This window comes from Anaerolineae bacterium (genome assembly GCA_016931895.1).
In the GTDB taxonomy this organism is placed as follows: domain Bacteria; phylum Chloroflexota; class Anaerolineae; order 4572-78; family J111; genus JAFGNV01.
Genome location: JAFGDY010000237.1, coordinates 25,180 through 45,280 on the forward strand (window position 1 = coordinate 25,180; position 20,101 = coordinate 45,280).

Genomic DNA, 20,101 nt, shown 5'->3' on the forward strand with positions numbered 1-20,101 from the left:
GCACCATTCTAGCAAAATCCCCTGAAATGAGCAAGTGTCATAAATTTGTCTGTCTGTGGTATAATAAATCCCAACCCTGATGTTATTTTAAGGAAATGATATGGCTGACCACTTTTCTTTGCAAATGCTCTACCAGGCCTTGAGCCTGAGGCAAACAAGACAGAAACTTGGCAGGGGTTATTCCCGTCCATCCTCCCGTTCTACCGGCAGGGTGGTTCGTTTGATCACTGCCCTGGCCGCAGGTCTGGCTTTGATTGTTATCTCAGGTTGTCAACTGCCGGTGGCTACCACCGACACCCAGCAAAACACTCCCCCCGTTCAGACTACAGCCACCACCCGGCCTTATCGAACCCCTACGCTTGTGGCCACGCCTACCATAACCCCTACCACTACCCCGGAAGACTCTACCCTAACCCTAACCGTGTGGACCATTGAGACGATTTCTTCTGAGGCCGAAGGTGAAATCGGTAATTTTATCAGCAACAGCCTGCGCAACTTCAGGCGAGTCAACCCTGATCTTAAAGTTGAAATGATTCTCAAGAAACCAAGCGGCAAAGGCGGCGTTTTAGATTTTTTAAGGACTTCTCGAGAGGTTGCGCCGACCATCTTACCGGATGTAGCCGTACTCAATACCACCGACCTCAACCAGGCTTACACAGAAGGTTTGATTGAGCCACTTGGCGGCAAGCTAGACCGTTCTATTGCGCAAGACTTACTGCCGGCCGCGCGGAAGATGGGAACCATCAATAATACCCTGGTCGGTGTTCCCTTGGGCATAGAAATGGAACATACGGTTTATAATACCCGTACGTTTACCGCCCCCCTGGTGCTGTGGTCAGACGTTTTGAGCAGCAACACCCGCTACCTGTTTCCAGCTAAAGGAGTCAATGGCCTGGTCAACGACACCACCCTTTCTCTCTATCTCTCTACAGGCGGCAAACTACTCAACGACCAGGGCGCGCCCACTATTGATGAGCGAGCTTTACGAGCTGTGCTGGACTTTTACCAACAGGCTATGGCGAATGATATTATTGACGCATCTGCGCTGGAAGCAGCCACCACCGAGGAACTCTGGCCGATTTACCTTGAAGCCAAAGCCGGTATTGCTCAAATCAGTGTTCGCCAATATCTGATTGACCGCGAGTTACTCAAGAACACCTCATTTGCCCCTTTGCCCGTGCCAAAAGAAGGTGTCTCCCCCGTGCTCATTATGCATGGTTGGACTCTGGTTTTAGTAACCGATGATGTCGAGCGCCAAAAAGACGCTTTGCGCTTAATTGAGTCATTCATGTCAACCAGTAACAATGCTACGTGGAACACCATTAATCACTCAATCCCAACCCGGGAGACAGCTTTCAACCAACTTGCCGGAAACGACCCCTACTGGATATACTTGGCCGAACAACTGAACACGGCCCAGCCTCAACCTGCCTTTGCTGGCTACGACCGGGTTGGACGTATTATTCAGCAAGCGGTTCAACAAGTTATCAGTGGAGAAGCCACGCCCGAAGAAGCAACCGCCACAGCCGTTGATGCTTTAGCCCAATGAAGATGTATCATCCCATGCTGCGCCCCGGCGCGCAGCGCCAACTCAAAACAATCGGTGAAGCTGATTTGGTGATTGGTCTGCCTACTCATAAAAACACCCAAGATGCAGTGCACGTGGCGCGTGTTGCTTTAGCGGGAGCCGATCAACATTATCCCCACTTGCGTAGCGTACTGGTTAATGCCGATGTGGGCCTTGAAGCGACCACCCGTCGCCTGGTCGCAGCCCAGGCCTCGGTCAACGGTCATCATGGCCTGGTGGTCACAGGCCGATATGAGGGTCAATTAGGCCAGGGCAGCGCCATTGCCGCTTTGTTTGATGCAGCTTTGGCCCTGGATGCCAAAGCAATTGTTATTTTAGATAGCCACACCCAAACCATTACCCCAAACTGGATAGCCGGGTTGGCTCATTTGATCCTGGAAAACAAAGCTGATTTAGTTATGCCGCGCTATCAATGGTCATCGCTGGCGCCCGGCAGTATTTTGAGCGATTTGATTGCCTATCCGCTTTTCCGCGCCCTATGGGGATGGAGTGTACGCCACCCCGCCGCCCCTGATTTTGCCCTTTCGCCTCAGTTGGCTACTGCGCTGTTGGATGAGGATGTTTGGGAAACCGAGGTGGCGGCCTTTGGTTTGTCACCCTGGTTGTCTACATATGCGCTCCTGAACCATTGGCGGGTAGCCCAAACTGCGTTGGGAACAAAACAAACCTCGCTTGACCTATCTTTAGATATGCCACGGACCCCTGCGGATAAGAGCCGAGCCGGACGGCTCAACGCCCGCTTCAAGCTTCAATTCCAAAACGTCGTCAGCGTTATGCTCCGCCTGGTATACGATTATAGAAAATCCTGGAAACAGGTAGACAATTTTTATTCATTGTCCACCCTCACCGAATTTATGACCGCCGTTAACTCAAATCCGACTCCGGAACAAGACCCCACCCCGTTACTTGACGATTTGGCCCTGGGCTGGATAGAGTATCGAGCCTTGTGGCAACGCATCCTCACCGCCGACAACTTAACTCACCTGGAAGCCCTGGCCGCGCTTCCCCCGGACCGCTTCTACTTCCCTTCGGATTTGTGGGCGCGGATAATTTATGATTTTGCCGTGGTTTTTAATAAAGGCGAGGATGATCCGGATCAAATTGTCAGTGCCTTATTTCCTATCTACCAGGGGCGTTTAGCCGCGTTTTGGCAAGAAATAGCCGGCCTCTCTTTGGTAGGCCGTGAAGGCACCATAGCGGCCCAAGCCGTGGAATTTGAAGAGAGCCGGCTCTACCTTAAAAAACGCTGGCGAACTTACCGGCCTTGGTCCAGTCGAGAAGAGGTTGTTTAAGGCAAACATCACTTATTCAACAAAAAAAGCCATCCTGTAGGGGGATGGCTTTTTAATTTTTTCAAGGGGCAGAAAATTTATGGCAAAAATCCATAGGGGTTACGCTGAACAGTACCTTGTCTGATTTCAAAATGCAGGTGCGGTCCGGTGGAGTTGCCGGTGCTACCCATTTCGGCAATGGTCTGGCCTTTGGCTACATCATCGCCTGCTTCCACGTAATAGGCTTGCAAGTGAGCATACAGGGTTTGAAAACCATTGCCATGGTCAATAACCACCACATAGCCGTAGCCGGTGTCATCCCAACCGGTCGCTATCACATGGCCGGAGTCCGAAGCCGTAATCGGCGCGCCTAACCAACCACCTATGTCTAAACCGCGATGCCCTCCCCAATAGCCCTGCGTAATCGAGCCGCTGGCCGGCCAACCAAATATACCCGTTCCTTTGGTAGCATCTTCAGGCACAGGGCCGCTATAAGCCGTTACCGTGCGGGGCACATAAGGCTTGGTGCCGCCGGGCACCACCAGCCATTGTCCCGGTTGAATAATCGGCTCGTCGGGATCCAACTCGTTCAAAAAATAGTCAATGATTGCGGCTGGTTCCACTTTGTAAGTGGCAGCAATACCCTCAAGGGTATCATCTCCCCCTACTTGATGGTACACGCCATCAACCGGCAAAATAGTTAACTCCTGGCCTACCCGCAACAAGTCCGGGTTATCGCCCAGGCTGGGGTTAGACCACATGATGGTTTCAGGGGCTAAACCATATCTGAAGGCAATATCAAAAACAGTATCGCCAAATTCAACTACATAGGTTGTGATTTCTTCTTTGGTCCGGTCCGGGATAATTGTATGGGGCACAACTGCCCGCACCAGTACGTCATCTTCAACACTGTTCAAACTGGCCGGCAGCGTCAATGGCGCGCTTTCTTCTGCGGTTACCGGGGCCACAACCGGCTCCTCGACAACGGCTTCTTGTTTGAAAGAACGAACAGCATTGCTCGTGGAGAAATGAATATTACTCAAGCCAACGGCCACCACCACCAGCAGGATAACAATGAGATGAGTTGAGACACGGCGCAACAGGGCATCATCACGGATCAACTTCTGGAAGGGCAAAATCACCATGTTTTGCAAACGACGATAGGAGTTTATCATTGGCGCCTCACCAAACGAGGCTGGGTCTGAAGTGGTGTTAAACTGTTTTTTGACCACGGAGGGTTGCATAAGACTCTTCTCAGCCAATCAGGTTTATGCTTACAGACACCCGTAAACAGACAAGTATAATAATCACTTATCCGGGGGGCGTCAAATTAAGCCTTAGTAGAGGGTGCGGCCCAAAATTTTGGCGGTAGGGACAGGTCAATGTCCTGTCCCTACTACTTACGGCCTAAATTGAGATAGACCCCTTAGTAGATTTCTTTGTTAAGGGTGGCCAAAAATTCGGTGTTGTTTTCCGTTTTGGGCAAACGTTCCAGAACCATTTCGGTGGCTTCGGTGCCGCCGCCCACGGCCGTAATCATCCGGCGCAGCGTCCATACCCGGGATAGGTCATCCGGCGATAACAGGAGGTCCTCACGGCGGGTACTGGAGCGCTCAATATCAATGGCCGGGAAGAAACGACGCTCGGAGAGTTTGCGGCTAAGGTGCATTTCCATATTACCCGTGCCTTTGAATTCCTCGTAGATCACATCGTCCATGCGACTACCCGTATCCACCAGACAAGTAGCAATGATGGTCAGGCTACCTCCCTCCTCAATATTTCGGGCTGCGCCAAAAAACCGCTTGGGGGGATATAACGCCGCCGGGTCAATCCCACCCGAGAGGGTGCGGCCGCTGGGCGGCACCACCATGTTATAGGCCCGGGCCAAACGGGTTAGAGAGTCCATCAAAATTACCACGTCGCGGCCTCCCTCAACCAAACGTTTGGCTTTGGCCAGGGCCATTTCGGCCACGCGGGTTTGTGAGGTTTCCGGGTCGTCAAAGGTGGCGGCCATCACTTCGGCTTCTACAGAACGATCCATGTCGGTTACTTCTTCGGGGCGCTCGCCAATAAGCACGACCATCATGTGCAAATCCTGGTGATTGGCCGTGAGGCCATTGGCAATTTGTTTGAGAATGGTAGTTTTGCCCGCTTTAGGTGGGGAAACAATCAAACCGCGTTGCCCCCGGCCAATGGGAGCTAACATATCTAGCAAACGAGTAGAGAGGATATCTTTGCGGGTTTCCAGCTTTAATCGCTCTTCCGGGAAGATGGGGGTTAATCGCTCAAAAATCGGTCGTTTTTTGGCCGCTTCAGGATCAAGCCCATTAACTGCTTCCACCCGCAATAAGCCAAAATACTTTTCCGTATCTTTGGGTGGGCGCACCTGTCCAATCACCATATCGCCGGTACGCAGGCCAAACCGCCGGATTTGGCTTTGCGAAACGTAAATATCCTCCGGCCCGGGCAATAAATCCACCGAACGGAGAAACCCTATCCCATCTTGGATGATTTCCAACACGCCGCCGCCAAAAATAAAACCTTGAGCCTCGGCATTGGCCTTCAATATTTTTAAAACCAGATCGCTCTTTTTGAGCTTGGTGTACCCAGAAACTTCAAATTCTTTAGCCAGACTTCTCAATTCTTCAAGAGTCTTGGCTTCAAGTTCAGCCATATTCATAATAAAAGCTCCAGAAAATGTGTTGACGAAAGGTTATCAACTGCGGTTTTTGTTATTGTATTTAACAGTAAAAACTATAGGTTTTAAGCCCCTGCAGGGCCATTTCTGCCAGATAGAGTTCATAAAGTTACAGGGACAACATTTATCGCTTCACTGTCTGGCGACCGACTGCTTAAGTGAGGCCGCCAAACAAGTTTAAGTGCATACCGACAAGCCCATTTAGTGGTAATTTAGGGGATGCTGCCAAAGTATTTTTTCAAATTAATAATTCAGAGAAATCAGAGCCTTATAAAGATTTTTGGGTTGGGGGAATAGGGACTAAAGTTGCACAAAACTGTGCGGAGTGTCTAACTTATGCCGTATCTCAAACAAAATTATAACATTTTTCCTTAATGCCGTCAACTTAAACTCAACACAAAGATGCGGCTCCATTTTGACCAAAAACGAAAGGAGTGCGGGATGGATTCCGCACTCCTGAATAATTCGAGAAGGAATGAAAAGATGTCCTTTTTCACTCCTGATTGGGCAGATGACTTTTAGAGTTTTAGAGCTTGCTCGCCATCAGATCGGCCAGGTCGGCGGTGCGGCAGGAGTAACCCCACTCGTTGTCATACCAGGTGACCACTTTTACCAGATTGCCGCCAAGGGCCTGGCAAAATTCAGCGTCAATGGAGCTGGACGCCGGGTTGCCTTTGTAGTCTATGGAAACCAGCGGTTCTTCCACGTAGTCCATCACTTTGCTCTTGGCTGCGGCTTCTTTCAGGGCGGCGCGGAGTTCTTCGGTAGTAACTTCTTTTTTCACCTCGGCCACAAAGTCAACCACTGACACCGTGGAAGTGGGCACGCGCAGGGCATAACCATCAAACTTACCCTTGAGTTCAGGAATAACCAGAGCCACGGCTTTGGCCGCGCCGGTAGTGGTAGGAATAATGCTCATAGCGGCGGCGCGAGCGCGGCGCAGGTCTTTGTGGGGCAAATCCAAAATGCTCTGGTCGTTGGTGTAGGCATGGATGGTGGTCATCAAGCCCTTGACAATGCCAAACTTATCATTGACCACTTTGGCCGCCGGGGCCAGGCAGTTGGTGGTGCAGGAGGCGTTGGACACAATATGATGCTTGGCCGGATCATACTGTTCTTCGTTCACGCCTAACACCACCGTCAAATCTTCGCCTTTGGCCGGGGCGCTGATAATGACCTTCTTGGCGCCGGCTTGCAGGTGTTTGCCGGCTCCCTCCCGGTCGCGGAAAATGCCGGTAGATTCGACCACAATGTCTACGCCCAACTTGCCCCAGGGCAGCTTGGCCGGGTCGCGCTCGGCCAGCACTTTGAGCAGTTTGCCATCTACCTTCAGCCCGTCTTCAACCACTTCAATATTACCGTCAAACTTGCCATAGTTTGAGTCGTATTTGAGCAAGTGAGCCATGGTGGCCACGTTGCCAATATCGTTGACCGCAACCACTTCCAGGGTGTCAGGATAGGTGTCGCGGATCGCTTTGAACACTTGTCGGCCAATGCGGCCAAATCCGTTAATACCAACTTTTGTTGTCATTGTAAATGTTCCTCCAACATTTAAATAGGGTAATATGTTTAAGTTAAATATTCAACTGTAATGCCAATTAGCAACAAATGGAATTTTAGAACTGATGCGGTTAATCTTCTATCGTAGAAGTGACGCACAAGGGGCGAAGCTTATCCTCGCCTGGGGGCAACGTGCAACTGCTGTAATTTAACCAGCCGCCATTATAAATGATGTAGCCAAGAGAGTCAAAGAAAGTTATGACTCTTTTTACTTGGTTGGCCGGGCCGGCAATTTAACCGATTTTACGTTCCAGCGCCGCTTTTAATATCCAATCAAAATTATCTCGGTATTCATCTTGGCCGGGGATGAAAAATTCGGCAAACATGGCTCGATCTTTTTTGAGCCATTTGGCGAATTTCTCTATAAGTTGCTGGCGCTCAACGTGCCATTTTTTGACCAACAGGCCGTAACGGTACATCTCAACATATTGGCCGGCGGAAGTATCCCAACTGGCCTCAATCCGCATCGCTGTTTGGGCCATCTCGGCATGACGGGCGGGTTGGTGACGATAGGTATCGAGGGCGGCCTTGATTTGCCAGAAAAAGGCGTCGGCCTCGCCCGCCCGGTCGCTGATGTCAAGCCATTCATACAGATAGGCGCAGTGGCGCACTTTGGTCAGGCCGCCGGTGGCCCGGCCAATCACAACATTGCCCACCAGCGAAGCTTCGTAATCTACCAGGCCGCACGGCTCAAAACGGGAAGGAATAAGGCAAAAATCGCCGCCGGTCAGCATGAGTTTGGACAGGGGCAGGTTGAAGGTATTGTTGAAATAAACTCGGCCAGGATAGAGATGGGCCAGCCGGAAGAAATTCATCTCGCTGGCCTTGCCTCCGGCATCCCCATCCGGGGCAGAGGCGAGGATGATGAATTTAGCGCCGGTATCGTAGGCCAGGGTGCGCTCAATAATGTCGGCCACTAGGCCCAGATTTTTCTGCTCAACCAACCGCCCGACGGCGGTGAGCAAAACCGGATCCCCTTGCGGTTCGGCGCCAAATGTTTCCAGGTGCAGCAGCCGTTTTAGCTCGGCCTTCACCGGCAAATGGTCCACATCAAAGGTATGGTCGCGGGCCAGCATTTCGGCCTGGGTGGTGAGATTTTGGAAAATGGGATTCTGGGGGCCGCGCTTATTTTGCATTTGGCGCAGCACTTTGGCCTTAAGTTCCGGCAGATTTTCAGCGCGATTGCGGTCGCTCATGCCATTGGTGATGCCGGCAACGGGTAACTTTTCAAAAAGTTCAAGGTGGCGGTTAGGCACAAACACCTCGCCCGGCGGGCTGCCTTTTTGGGCATAAGCCCGGTGCCAAAGCGTGTCGTGACTTTCGCGGAGTTCGGCGGCGTAGCCCCACGTTCCGGCCAGATCGCCGCTAACGGTGGTGATTTTGCCGCCGGTTTCATGCACTTTGAGCATGCAGGCTTTCATCAGGTTGAGGTTATCAAAAAAGTCAAAATATTTGTGGAACAGTTTTTCGCCGGGCAGGTTGATCCGGTTAAGAGAATTATACCCGCCGCCAATGAGGGGGATGATGCCCTGGTAGGTGGCATTGTGAATGGTGAAATGAACCGGCACCTCGCTCAGATAATCATCGCCCAAATAAAAGGGGACAAGGCCGACATGATAGTCATGCAGGTGGATAGTATCAAAATTGCCCTGCTTAATGTAACCGGCCATCGCCTGGCAGACAGCGGCATGTAGTTTGAGCGCCACCTGGGGATCGGTGGGGTAGATGGCATTGGCATGGGTCCAGTGAAGTTGCCACTCGTCCCAAAAGTAAACAACCTTTTGGCCGTCGGGAAAAACGTGTTGGTAAATTTCAAAGTCAAAAGTATGTCCTTCAAGGGTAACGGGCAGGCGCAGCTCAAGTTTAGTGAGTTGGCTTTTGTCGTAATGGGCAAAGCAGGGGCTGAGCGTTTCAATCTCCAGATCAAGGCCCTGTTTGGTGGCAGCTTTCACCAACTCCGGCGGCAGCTCTTCCACAATCACCCCCAGGCCGCCCACTTTGGCCCCCAGACCGCTGGCGCTTCGACCAATTTCCCAGGCCAGCATGGCCACCCGTAATTTTTGATTTGTTTTGGGCATTTTGGGACTCCGCAGTTGAGGCTTAACTGTTAAAATTTTACCACGAATATGAGGGGGAGCAAGTTGCCATCTGAATTGACTCAGAGACCAAGTAAGGTACAATAGAATATATCTATGGGGTTTGTCAGTTGGGTCCCTCAAACCTGATTTTATGTCAGAATGCTTGACATTTGCTCCCATTCACGTAAAATAACTCTCGCTTTTCTGCTTGTTAACTAAATGGCAAATCGGCCAGACCCAAGCCAACCTGAAAATATCCCTCTCTGGAAAAGCGACAACAGTTTAATAAACTACGGAGGGGGGTCAACGACTGATCCTTTGGAGATAAGTATGCCAGGTATCGTATGTTTGCTATACCAGAAGCGTTTGATTTTTCTCTTTGTAGTTATGCTTCTGAGTTTTAGCCTTGCCTGTGGTTTAGGTGTTCCCGGTATTGAGAGTGACCAAAAGGCCCCTCCAGCAGCGACAGAAGCTTTTGATAACAGGGGCGGTTCCTTGCCCAGTGATGACAACCCGGCCGCTATTAACGAATCTGCGACCAACAATGAGGCTTCTGAAACCCCTCAAACCGAAGAAACCGCCACAGATACAACTAAAGAAACCCAACCTGATCAAAATCTGGCCAAAGAGCAGGTTTTGATTTTGCCGGGAGGCAATCCGCCAACTTTTGATCCTCACCTGAGCGGCGACGCCACCTCGGCTGAGTACGTGGTAGAGATTTTTAGCGGCCTGATGGCCTACGATCCTGCCTTAAACCTGATCCCCGATCTGGCCGAAAGTTACGAAATCTCCGACGACGGGCTGGTATACACCTTCAACATCAGACCCGAAGCCAAATTCCAGGACGGCAAACCCGTCCGCGCCCAAGATTTTAAGTGGTCGTTTGAGCGAGCCTGCGACCCGGCCACTCGTTCCTACACTGCCGATACCTACCTGGGCGACATTGTGGGCTGCCGGGATAAATTACAAGATAGAGCCGATGAAGTGGCCGGCGTGGTCGTAATTGACGACCTGACCCTTCAACTGACCATTGATGAACCCAAAAGCTTCTTTCTGGCCAAAATGACCTATCCCACCGCTTACGTGTTGGACCGGGAGAACGTTGAAATGGGCGGCCCCACCTGGTTCACCGAACCGAACGGCAGCGGGCCTTTTAAACTATCGCTACCCAATCCCAATCTGATTGTTTTGGAAAAAAACCAAAATTTCTATCGAGACCCCCAGCCGGTGCTGGGCCGCGTACTTTACCTGGTGAATGTGCCCGTTGATTTGAGAACAGGCTACGAAAAAGGATTTCCTCCAAAAATTGTGGAGGCGTTGGAATTGCCCGACAAAGCCACCTACGATATTATACCCGTAAGCCTGTCGGATTATGCCCGGGTTACAGACCCCAATAACGCCGTTAGCGGCGAATTTGTGTCAACCAACGCCTTGAGCGTGTTTTACATTGGCTTTAATGTCAGGCAGCCCCCCTTTGATGATGTTAAAATTCGCCAGGCCCTTAACCTGGGGCTGGACAAAGAGCGGGTGGTCAAAGCCATTTATCGAGGCACCGTGCCCGTGGCCAACGGCATTGTGCCGCCCGGCATGCCGGACTATGATAATCCCGACCTGAAAGGTTATGAGTTTGACCCAGAACGCGCCCTGGCATTAATTGCCCAGTCATCCTACGGCGATGTAGCCCAGTTGCCGCCAATAACCTTGCACGTGAGCGGCGCGGGGGATATTGTGGAAGCCCTGGTTAAATCTTACGAACAAAACCTGGGATTACAGATTGAGGTAGAAGAACTGCCCTGGGCCGAATTTTTGCAAGATTTGAACCGGCCCGACAGCCCTTATCAAATGTACCAACTCGGCTGGATTGCGGACTATCCTGACCCGCAGAATTTTTTGGAAATTCTCTTCCATTCTGATAGCGCCCAGAATCACGGCGGTTATAGCAACCCGGCCGTGGACGTTCTGCTGAACGAGGCGCGAGGCGCCCAAGATGCTAACGAGCGTTTGGCCCTCTACCAACAGGCCGAACAGCTCATCCTGGACGACGCCGTCTGGATTCCATTGACCTTTGACGTGGAAAACTGGCTGGTAAAACCCTATGTGCAAAATTACCAGATTCCGCCAATCAAGGTACCAAAGTTTCAACATATCTTAATTGCTGAACATTAAAAATTGAGATGAGGTTTCGGATTAATTCAGGGCCTGGCGCAGCAGCTTTACCGCATTGGCCGCGTTTCATGCCGTTTGCGGGAGCGGTTTTACTTTTGAGTTTTGGGCTGGCCTGTAGTTCGGGGCTTTTGGGTGGCCCCAACAACCGTCCGGCCAGCACCAGAGTTTCAGAAAACAGCGTCTCGCCTACTTCCACCAGCACCAGCACGCCTGAACCTGCTTCCCCCACCTCGACCCCTGAGCCAGCGACAGAAACCCCGGAAGTTACGGAGGAACCCACCTTTACGCCCACCGTTACGCCAACGCCTACGCTCAATCTGGCCGACCGGCAAGTTTTGCATTTGCCCAGCGCCAAACCTACCACCCTGGATCCGCACCTGACTGGCGATGCATTTTCGTTTGAATACATTGTGGAGATATTCAGCGGCCTGATGGCCTATGACCCTGAACTAAACTTGATGCCGGACCTGGCCGAGAGTTACAACATTTCCCCCGATGGTTTGGTTTACACCTTCAGGCTCAGACCGGAAGCTCAATTTCATAACGGCCAACCCATCCGCGCCCAAGATTTTAAATGGTCGTTTGAGCGAGCCTGCGACCCGGCGACCGGCTCCCACACCGCCGGCACCTACCTGGGCGATATTGTGGGCTGCCGGGAAAAATTGCAAGGCCAGGTTAACGAAGTAAGAGGCGTAGCGGTGGTAGACGACCGGACCCTTCAACTGACCATTGACGAACCCAAGGGCTTTTTTCTGGCCAAAATGGCCTACCCCACCGCTTACGTGCTCGACCGGCAAAATGTGGAATCCGGCGGCGCAACCTGGTTCACGCAGCCAAACGGCAGCGGGCCGTTCAAACTCTCTCTTTTAGGCCAAAACATGATTGTGCTGGAAAAAAACCAGAACTATTACCGGGAGCCAAAACCCATTCTGAAGCAAATTACGTGCTTTTTTAATATCCCCCTTGACCTGCTGAGCGGTTACGAAAAAGGATTGGGCTTGCTGGGACGGCCGGAGGGGGTGACTTATGATATTATCCAGGTCAGCAATAATAATTTAGCTACAGTGGCCGATCCAAACAACCCTCTCAGTCAGGAACTGGTATCGGTCAATTTGTTGAGCGTCAATTATATCGGTTTTAACGTTCAGCAGCCGCCCTTTGACAACGTTAAAATTCGCCAGGCCCTTAACCTGGCCCTGGATAAACGAACGATTGTGAAAGCGGTGCAGGGCAATGTATACGTGGCCAACGGCATTGTGCCCCTGAACATGCCCGGTTATCAAAATCCTGACTTGAGCGATTATGAATTCGATCTGGAGCATGCTCTGGATTTGATTGCAGAATCCTCTTACGGGGATGTTAGTCAATTGCCCCCTCTCACCCTGCACGTGGGCACTGGCGCCGGAAATCTCTACCAAACCATTGCCGCTTCTTACCGGACAAATTTGGGGTTAGAAATCAGGGTAGAGCAGGTACCCTTTCCTGAATTTTTGGCCAATTTGAATCGGCCTGATACCCCTTATCAAATGTACTACCTGGGTTGGGTGGCCGACTACCCCGACCCCCAGAATTTTTTGGAAGTACTGTTTCATTCTAAAAGCGCCCAAAACTACGGCCGGTATCACAATCCGGTGGTAGACGATCTCTTGAATGAGGCTCGAGGCACGCAAAATATACCGGAACGTTTGGCCCTGTACCGACAAGTCGAACAACTCATCCTGGACGATGCGGCCTGGATTCCACTTTATTTTGAAGTTGAAAACTGGTTGATCAAGCCTTATGTAAAAAATTTCCGGATTCCACCGATTAAAGTACCAAAGTTTCAGTATGTCTATATTGAAGCCCTCTAAGGCGTTACACCTGACACCTAATACGTGACACTATTTTTTAAGGGAGACCTGTATGGCCACTTTACTTGAAGTAAAAAACTTAACCACTCAATTTTTTACCCAAGACGGCGTGGTGCATGCCGTTAATGGGATTGACTACACCCTGGACGAAGGCGAGACGCTGGGCATTGTGGGTGAAAGCGGTTGCGGTAAGAGCGTTAGTGTAATGTCACTCATTCGTCTGATTCCCTCGCCGCCCGGTAAAGTTGTAGCGGGCGAAGTGCTTTTTGAAAACCGCAACCTGCTCAAAATCAGCAACGATGAAATCCGCTCTATTCGGGGCAACAAAATCTCGATGATCTTTCAAGACCCGATGACGTCTCTCAATCCTGTTTTAACGGTAGGGCGTCAGATCAGTGAAGCCCTGGAACTTCACCTGGGGATGGATAAAAAACAGGCCCGCACCAGAGCCATTGAGTTATTGCAACTGGTTGGCATCCCCTCCGCCGCAGACAGGATTGATGATTATCCCCATCAATTCTCCGGCGGGATGCGCCAGCGGGCGATGATTGCCATGGGCCTTTCTTGTAACCCACAACTCCTTATCGCCGATGAGCCGACCACGGCTCTGGATGTTACCATTCAAGCCCAGATTGTGGACCTGGTGAAACGGCTGCGGGATGAATTGGGCATGGCCATTATCTGGATTACCCACGATCTGGGCGTGGTAGCCGGGTTGGCCGACAGAGTGATTGTGATGTACGCCGGTTATATTGTTGAAGAAGCGCCGGTTAAAGAGTTATACCTGAATCCTCGCCATCCCTACACCATCGGTCTGCTGGGGTCTCTCCCCCGCCTGGATGAAGAACGGCCCAAACAACTCAAATCCATTGAGGGCCTTCCGCCAGATTTAATCAATCTGCCCCCAGGATGTCCCTTCTATGAACGCTGCAACTACCGCATTGAGATATGCACCCGCGAGATGCCCCCCTTAAAGACCACTGGTATCAATCACAAAGTGGCCTGCCACGTAGATGTAGTCACGGCTCAACCAACAGTTGAGCAGCCCTATCAAGAAGTAGTTTAGTTCTGTAATTGAGGCAAGAAAAACATGACCACAAACGGTAACGGTAAACACCAAACCCTCCTCAGCGTAAAAAATCTAAAAATGTACTTCCCTATCACCAAGGGAATTATTTTCCAAAAGCATGTGGGAGACATCAAAGCCGTAGACGATATCACCTTTGAGGTTAAAAAAGGTGAAACCCTGGGCCTGGTGGGCGAAAGCGGCTGCGGCAAAAGCACAACGGGCCGGGCCATTCTGCAACTCTACCGGCCCACAGCCGGTTCGGTTATTTTTGAGGATAAGGAACTAACCACCCTCAAGGGCGAAGGAATGCGCCGCATGCGCCGTCACATCCAAATGATCTTTCAAGACCCCTATGCCTCCTTGAATCCCCGCATGACGGTGGGCAGCATTATTGGCGAGCCGCTGGAAGTGCATAATCTTTTAAGCGGCAAGGCTCGCCGGGAGCGAGTCAAAGAATTGCTGGAAATTGTAGGGTTGAACCCCTACTTTATCAACCGCTACCCTCACGAATTTTCCGGCGGCCAGCGGCAGCGCATTGGCGTAGCCCGCGCCCTGGCCGTGCAGCCAGATTTTATTGTGTGCGATGAGCCGATTTCCGCGCTCGATGTGTCCATTCAGGCTCAAGTGATTAATCTATTGAAACGGCTGCAAGAAGAGTTCAACCTGACCTACCTTTTCATTGCCCATGACCTGTCGGTGGTGCGCCACATCAGCGACAGAGTGGCCGTGATGTACCTGGGCAAAATTATGGAAAAAACCGACCGCACCACCCTTTACGAAAACCCGCTGCATCCGTATACCCAGGCCTTGCTCCTGGCTGTGCCTATTCCCGACCCCATCGCCGAGGCAGAACGAGAGAAACGCCGGGTTATTTTACAGGGCGATGTGCCCAGCCCGGCCAATCCGCCCAAAGGCTGCAACTTCTGCACCCGCTGCCCGGCTAAATCGCGCGTGATGCAAACATACGGCATTGACTGCGCTATGGTTGAACCCAAATTCAGTGAGGTGGAAGCGGGTCATTGGGTGGCCTGCCATCTGTTTGATAGTTGCCAACCGTCATAATAACGGGTTGCCCTATAGAACGGACAATAATCTGTTCTACAAAAAATGTAAGTTTTGTGATACGGAAATTTTGGCCTGTATCAAGAAAGGAGGTGATGAAAAAATTTGATTGTCTGATTGGCAATGCGGCTGAGTAAGGCGGTCAGGGTAGGTTGGGCCGGTTGCTTACCGCAAAAATGTACATTTTTGATGATGGAAAGATGGCCAACTGTTTTGGCCAAAACAGTTAGTTAATTTTTTAGGTAAGAGGAGATAAGAATGATGTTTTCCAAAAAGACCCTTTTATTTTTGGTAGTCGTAGCTCTGTTGGGCGTGATCGCGGCTCAATGCGGCGCTCAACCAGAACCGCAAACTATTGTGGAAACGGTCATCGTTGAAAAAGAAGTGCAAGGCGAAACTGTGACCGTGGTAGAAACGGTTGAAGTAGTCAAGGAAGTAGAAGTTGAAAAGGTCGTTGAAGTAGCTCCCGAAGACCCCGATGCTGGACGTGTCAGACTGGATGCAGTAACCGGAACTGAACCTCCCAGCCTTGATCCTTCGTTGGCAACAGACACTACCTCCATCTTCTACATTCGCCAGATGTTTACGGGTTTAGCCAGCTTTGATGAGGACGCCAATGTGGTGCCGGCCCTGGCTACCGACTGGAGTGTATCGGATGATGGTTTGATCTGGACCTTCAATTTGCGGGATGACATCCACTGGGTTCATCGTGATCCCAACACCGGCGAGTTTGAGGATTTGGGAGTAGTGACGGCTCAGGATGTGGTTTACGGCGTATTGCGCACGCTAGACCCCAACTCAGCTTCAGACTATGCCTATGTGCTGTATGTGATTGCCGGCGCTGAAGAATTCAATACCGCCGATCCCGGTGCCGAAGACTTTGAAGACATCAAGGCGGCCGTTGGCGTGAGCGCGCCGGACGATACCACTGTTGAATTCACGCTGAAAGAACCGGCGGCCTACTTCCCCTCCATCGCGGCTATGTGGGTCACCTTCCCGGAACCGCAAGCAGCCATCGAGTCATGGGGCGATAACTGGACCGAGGCCGGCCTGATTGTGACCAACGGCCCCTACACCCTGAAGGAGTGGACCCACGGCTCAGAAATCTGGATCGAAAAGAACCCGTTGTGGGTAGATGCCGATAGCGTCCAGATCGAGTTGTTTGGCGGCCCCATTATTCAAGAAGCTTCTACCGTCCAATCAATGTACGAAAATAATGAAGTGGATATGATGGCCGATCCCGGTTGGGGTCCTCCCCTGCCCGACATGGATCGCATCAAGGCCGATCCGCAACTCAGCCAGGAACTCTTGATTGCGCCGCGCCTGTGCACCTACTACTACGGCTTTGTCAATTCCAAGCCGCCGTTTGACAATGTGCTGGTGCGCAAAGCCTTTGCCGCCGCCATTGACCGCCAGAGCTTGATTGACAACGTAACCAAGGGCGACCAGTTGCCGGCCCACTCCTTTGCCCCGCCGGGCATCTTTGGCAACGTAGCTACCGATTTTGACATCGGCGGGTGGATGGTTGAAGCGAATTATGCCGACCAGGTGGCCCAGGCCCAGGCCTGGCTGGCCGAAGCGGGTTATCCCGACGGCGAGGGTCTTGACATTGTGCTGATGTACAACACCTCTGAAGCGCATGCCCAGATTGCCCAGGCCGTCCAGGCGATGTGGCAAGAAGCCTTCCCCAAGGCCACGATGACCATTGAAAATCAGGAATGGGCCGTTTACCTGAAGACTTTGCTGCCTGAATCGCCTGATGAGGAGAAGCCCAATGTTTATCGCCTGGGTTGGTGCGCGGACTATCCTGACAGCAACAACTGGCTGAACGAGGTCTTCAACTCCAAGAGCGGCCAGAACTATGCCAAGTTCAACAATCCCGACTTTGACGCCCTGGTTGAAGAAGCCGCTTTTGAGCCAGACCCGGCCAAACGCCTGGAGTTGTACAAGCAGGCTGAGACCATCTTCATTGACGAGGAAGCGGCCATCGCGCCCCTCTACTACTACACTTACGTCCGGCTGTACAAGCCTTGGGTCACCCCGGTCATCAGCCCGGTTACCGGCGACCCCATTGCCGAGTGGAAGATTGATTGGGAAGCCAAAAAAGCCGCTCTCGGTGAGTAACTTTTAATTTATCCTTTCCAAAACAAAAGGTAAGGAACATCATAGCGACGCAGTTTTGCCGGTAACGGTAAAACTGCGTCGCTCAAAACAATTAAAACGTAAAAGGTGAAACGTGAGGAGTCAATAAGATTTGTCACGTTCTACGTTTCACGTTTTTGGCAAAAACTGGAAAGGAGTACGCTATGTTTGCTTACATTGTCCGTCGCCTGCTCTGGTCTATTCCGGTAATATTATTATTGGCTTTTGCTATTTTTGCCCTGATGAGGGCCATTCCCGGCGGCCCCTTTGATTTTGTAGGTGATAAAAGTCTGCCCAAAGCCGTGCGGCAAAACCTGGAACGCCGGCATCACCTGGACTGGCCCCTGGGTTGGCAATTTTCCTCTTACATTTTGGGCGATGATGTAACCGGGGTTATTTGCCGGGGTCTCTATTTTGTGCCCGGTTGTGACATTGTCCAGGAATCGGCCGGTTTGGGCGTTTCTCAGGGCCTTATCCGGGGCGACCTGGGCATGGCCTTAAAACTGCGCGGTCGAACGGTCAATGATTTGGTCAAGGAGTCCTTCCCCATTTCCTTTCAACTGGGTATGATTGCCATGACCCTGGCCGTGTTGATCGGTATCCCGGCCGGAATCATTGCCGCGCTCAAACAAAATACCTGGATTGACTATTCCAGCAGCTTTGTGGCTGTGGTTGGACTTTCCATTCCCAACCTGGTCTTAGGCCCGCTGCTGATCTGGATCTTTCCTCTAACCCTGGGCCGGCTCTATCCCGACCTTTTTGGCTGGATTCCCATTGCTACCTGGGGGGCCAAACCGCCCTTTTTATTGGGCCTTTTCCCTACCTCATTGGGGCCAACTTTTTGGGCCCACGCTCTCTTACCGGCCATTGCCCTGGGTACGGCGTTCTCGGCGGCCATTGCCCGGCTGACCCGCGCCAGCCTGCTGCAAATCATTCGGGAGGATTACATTCGTACTGCCCGAGCCAAGGGATTGCATGAACGGACCGTCATCGTCATCCACGCCCTCAAAAACAGCCTGATCCCGGTGATTACCGTACTGGGCCCCCTGCTGGTGGCCGTGGTCACCGGCACGTTTGTGGTGGAGCAAATCTTTGGCATCCCGGGGATGGGCAAACACTTTGTCACCAGTATCGGTAACCGCGACTATCCCATTATTACCGGCGTCACGCTCATCTACGCCGTTTTACTGGTTTTGGCTAATCTGGCCGTAGACATCATCTATGGCTGGCTCGATCCACGTATTCGTTATGACTAAAGACCGTAAATTAAATAACTTCCACGTTTTTGTCGCTCTCAAACTCAAATTGGGAACGAGAAAAGTTAATTTTAGTCCTAATCCTATCCACATTTAGAGAGGGAGTATAAAGTGACTTATGGCCGTTGTTGAACAAGCGCCAAAACCCTTAAGTGTGCCCCAACGCCGCGAACGCAGCCCGTTGAGCGATGCCATCAACCAACTGCTTAAAAACAGAGTGGCGGTTGGTAGTCTCATCTTTATTATTTTGCTAATCCTGGCAGCTATTTTTGCCGATTATGTAAATGCTTTTTCCGTGCAGGATCATCAGGAAGAATTAGACCGCACCAATCAGACTGCTTACGCCAAACAAACGTTGCAAGATAATAATGCCCTACCCGGCCAAGAATCAAAAAATCCCAATTTGCAAGGCTTTGTCTACTGGTTTGGGGCCGACAACCTGGGCCGAGATATATACAGCCGGACCCTGTACGGAACACGTGTCTCTATGTCGGTGGCTATAGTCGCGGCCACGGTGAGTTTGATCATTGGCCTGGTCTACGGCATGGTGGCCGGTTACGTTGGCGGGCGCGCTGACGATTTAATGATGCGCCTGGTTGACTTTCTCTATGGTTTGCCGGTGCTCATAGTGGTGATCTTGATGCAGGTCTACTTTAAATCGTTAGGCCGGCGCGGTGGAGATGAAGGTTTGGTGGGGCTTCTGCTGAATCTTGACCAGGCCATGGGCGGTCTATTTTTTGTTTTTGTGGCCCTGGGGGCGGTGAACTGGCTGGGCATGGCCCGTATTGCCCGAGGCCAAACCCTGTCGGTCAAAAAGAAGGAATACGTTGAGGCGGCCAGGGCCATTGGCGTTTCAAATTTTGGGATTATCTTTAAGCAAATTTTGCCCAATATTTTAGGGCCGTGCATTGTGCAGGAAACGCTGCAAATTCCCGGCTACATCCTGTTTGAGGCTTTTCTCAGTTTTATCGGCCTGGGCGTTAACGCCCCCACCCCCAGTTGGGGCATTATGATCAACGAGGCCTACCAGGGATTACGTTCCTATCCACACGGCCTCTTCCCGCCGGCGGTAGCCCTCACCATAACCGTGCTGGCCTTCAACTTTTTGGGCGACGGCCTGCGCGACGCCTTTGACCCGCGCCTGCGGGAATGACAAATATTTTGCTTTTTCAGCCGGTCTTTAAGGGCCGGCTTTTTTTTAATCCCTTTTTTGCCACCTATTCTTAATAATGTTATAATCCGCGTTTGACGCAGTTTGATGAAAACAAATCTGGCCACAAAGATTTGTCACTTTGGGCATACCACTCGCCCCAGCCGTTGAGCAAAGGGAGTGGTCACAATTCAGCATTGACTTTCCATTT

Annotated in this window: 13 protein-coding genes; 9 read left to right on the plus strand and 4 right to left on the minus strand. The window is 51.5% G+C overall.

What is annotated here, in order from left to right; all coding sequences use genetic code 11:
- The first annotated feature begins 100 nt into the window (after positions 1-100).
- The gene (locus JW953_17765; protein MBN1994550.1) at positions 101-1,549 is read left to right on the plus strand and encodes a hypothetical protein; all 1,449 of its coding nucleotides are present in this window, start codon (positions 101-103) and stop codon (positions 1,547-1,549) included.
- Entirely contained in the window at positions 1,546-2,880 is a 1,335-nt protein-coding gene (locus JW953_17770) for a hypothetical protein (GenBank protein MBN1994551.1), read from the plus strand. Before JW953_17765 ends, JW953_17770 begins: the two co-directional genes overlap by 4 nt.
- Positions 2,881-2,957: 77 nt before the next feature.
- Here the strand turns inward: JW953_17770 and JW953_17775 are convergent, their stop codons facing one another.
- From JW953_17775 to JW953_17790, 4 genes are all read right to left on the minus strand, one after another.
- The gene (locus tag JW953_17775; protein MBN1994552.1) at positions 2,958-4,034 is read right to left on the minus strand and encodes a peptidoglycan DD-metalloendopeptidase family protein; all 1,077 of its coding nucleotides are present in this window, start codon (positions 4,032-4,034) and stop codon (positions 2,958-2,960) included.
- Between the two features lie 251 nt (positions 4,035-4,285).
- A complete protein-coding gene (gene rho / locus JW953_17780) occupies positions 4,286-5,539 on the minus strand; it encodes a transcription termination factor Rho (GenBank protein MBN1994553.1) in 1,254 nt (417 codons plus the stop codon).
- A 544-nt stretch (positions 5,540-6,083) separates the two neighbouring features.
- Complete coding sequence (gene gap, locus JW953_17785; protein ID MBN1994554.1) at positions 6,084-7,088, minus strand: type I glyceraldehyde-3-phosphate dehydrogenase; 1,005 nt, start codon at positions 7,086-7,088, stop codon at positions 6,084-6,086.
- A 262-nt stretch (positions 7,089-7,350) separates the two neighbouring features.
- Positions 7,351-9,195, minus strand: coding sequence for a glycogen/starch synthase (locus JW953_17790; protein ID MBN1994555.1), 1,845 nt, complete (start codon positions 9,193-9,195; stop codon positions 7,351-7,353).
- A 495-nt stretch (positions 9,196-9,690) separates the two neighbouring features.
- Between JW953_17790 and JW953_17795 the strand changes: the two genes are divergently transcribed.
- From JW953_17795 to JW953_17825, 7 genes are all read left to right on the plus strand, one after another.
- On the plus strand, positions 9,691-11,361 hold the full coding sequence (locus tag JW953_17795) for a peptide ABC transporter substrate-binding protein (GenBank protein ID MBN1994556.1): 1,671 nt from the start codon (positions 9,691-9,693) through the stop codon (positions 11,359-11,361).
- A gap of 68 nt (positions 11,362-11,429) precedes the next feature.
- Positions 11,430-13,211: a peptide ABC transporter substrate-binding protein gene (locus JW953_17800; GenBank protein ID MBN1994557.1), complete on the plus strand. Its 1,782-nt coding sequence runs from the start codon at positions 11,430-11,432 to the stop codon at positions 13,209-13,211.
- A gap of 52 nt (positions 13,212-13,263) precedes the next feature.
- Complete coding sequence (locus tag JW953_17805; protein ID MBN1994558.1) at positions 13,264-14,277, plus strand: ABC transporter ATP-binding protein; 1,014 nt, start codon at positions 13,264-13,266, stop codon at positions 14,275-14,277.
- Positions 14,278-14,301: 24 nt separating this feature from the next.
- On the plus strand, positions 14,302-15,342 hold the full coding sequence (locus tag JW953_17810; protein ID MBN1994559.1) for an ATP-binding cassette domain-containing protein: 1,041 nt from the start codon (positions 14,302-14,304) through the stop codon (positions 15,340-15,342).
- 258 nt (positions 15,343-15,600) lie between these two features.
- Positions 15,601-17,466 (plus strand): peptide ABC transporter substrate-binding protein, encoded by a 1,866-nt coding sequence (locus tag JW953_17815; GenBank protein MBN1994560.1) that lies wholly within the window; start codon positions 15,601-15,603, stop codon positions 17,464-17,466.
- Between the two features lie 182 nt (positions 17,467-17,648).
- A complete protein-coding gene (locus tag JW953_17820) occupies positions 17,649-18,740 on the plus strand; it encodes an ABC transporter permease (protein MBN1994561.1) in 1,092 nt (363 codons plus the stop codon).
- Between the two features lie 118 nt (positions 18,741-18,858).
- Complete coding sequence (locus JW953_17825; GenBank protein ID MBN1994562.1) at positions 18,859-19,893, plus strand: ABC transporter permease; 1,035 nt, start codon at positions 18,859-18,861, stop codon at positions 19,891-19,893.
- Positions 19,894-20,101 lie beyond the last annotated feature (208 nt).

Coding starts and splice junctions, on each gene's coding strand:
- JW953_17765 (MBN1994550.1), top strand. CDS start 101: ATGGCTGACCACTTTTCTTTGCAAATGCTCTACCAGGCCTTGAGCCTG.
- JW953_17770 (MBN1994551.1), top strand. CDS start 1,546: ATGAAGATGTATCATCCCATGCTGCGCCCCGGCGCGCAGCGCCAACTC.
- JW953_17775 (MBN1994552.1), bottom strand. CDS start 4,034: ATGATAAACTCCTATCGTCGTTTGCAAAACATGGTGATTTTGCCCTTC.
- rho (MBN1994553.1), bottom strand. CDS start 5,539: ATGAATATGGCTGAACTTGAAGCCAAGACTCTTGAAGAATTGAGAAGT.
- gap (MBN1994554.1), bottom strand. CDS start 7,088: ATGACAACAAAAGTTGGTATTAACGGATTTGGCCGCATTGGCCGACAA.
- JW953_17790 (MBN1994555.1), bottom strand. CDS start 9,195: ATGCCCAAAACAAATCAAAAATTACGGGTGGCCATGCTGGCCTGGGAA.
- JW953_17800 (MBN1994557.1), top strand. CDS start 11,430: ATGCCGTTTGCGGGAGCGGTTTTACTTTTGAGTTTTGGGCTGGCCTGT.
- JW953_17805 (MBN1994558.1), top strand. CDS start 13,264: ATGGCCACTTTACTTGAAGTAAAAAACTTAACCACTCAATTTTTTACC.
- JW953_17810 (MBN1994559.1), top strand. CDS start 14,302: ATGACCACAAACGGTAACGGTAAACACCAAACCCTCCTCAGCGTAAAA.
- JW953_17815 (MBN1994560.1), top strand. CDS start 15,601: ATGATGTTTTCCAAAAAGACCCTTTTATTTTTGGTAGTCGTAGCTCTG.
- JW953_17820 (MBN1994561.1), top strand. CDS start 17,649: ATGTTTGCTTACATTGTCCGTCGCCTGCTCTGGTCTATTCCGGTAATA.
- JW953_17825 (MBN1994562.1), top strand. CDS start 18,859: ATGGCCGTTGTTGAACAAGCGCCAAAACCCTTAAGTGTGCCCCAACGC.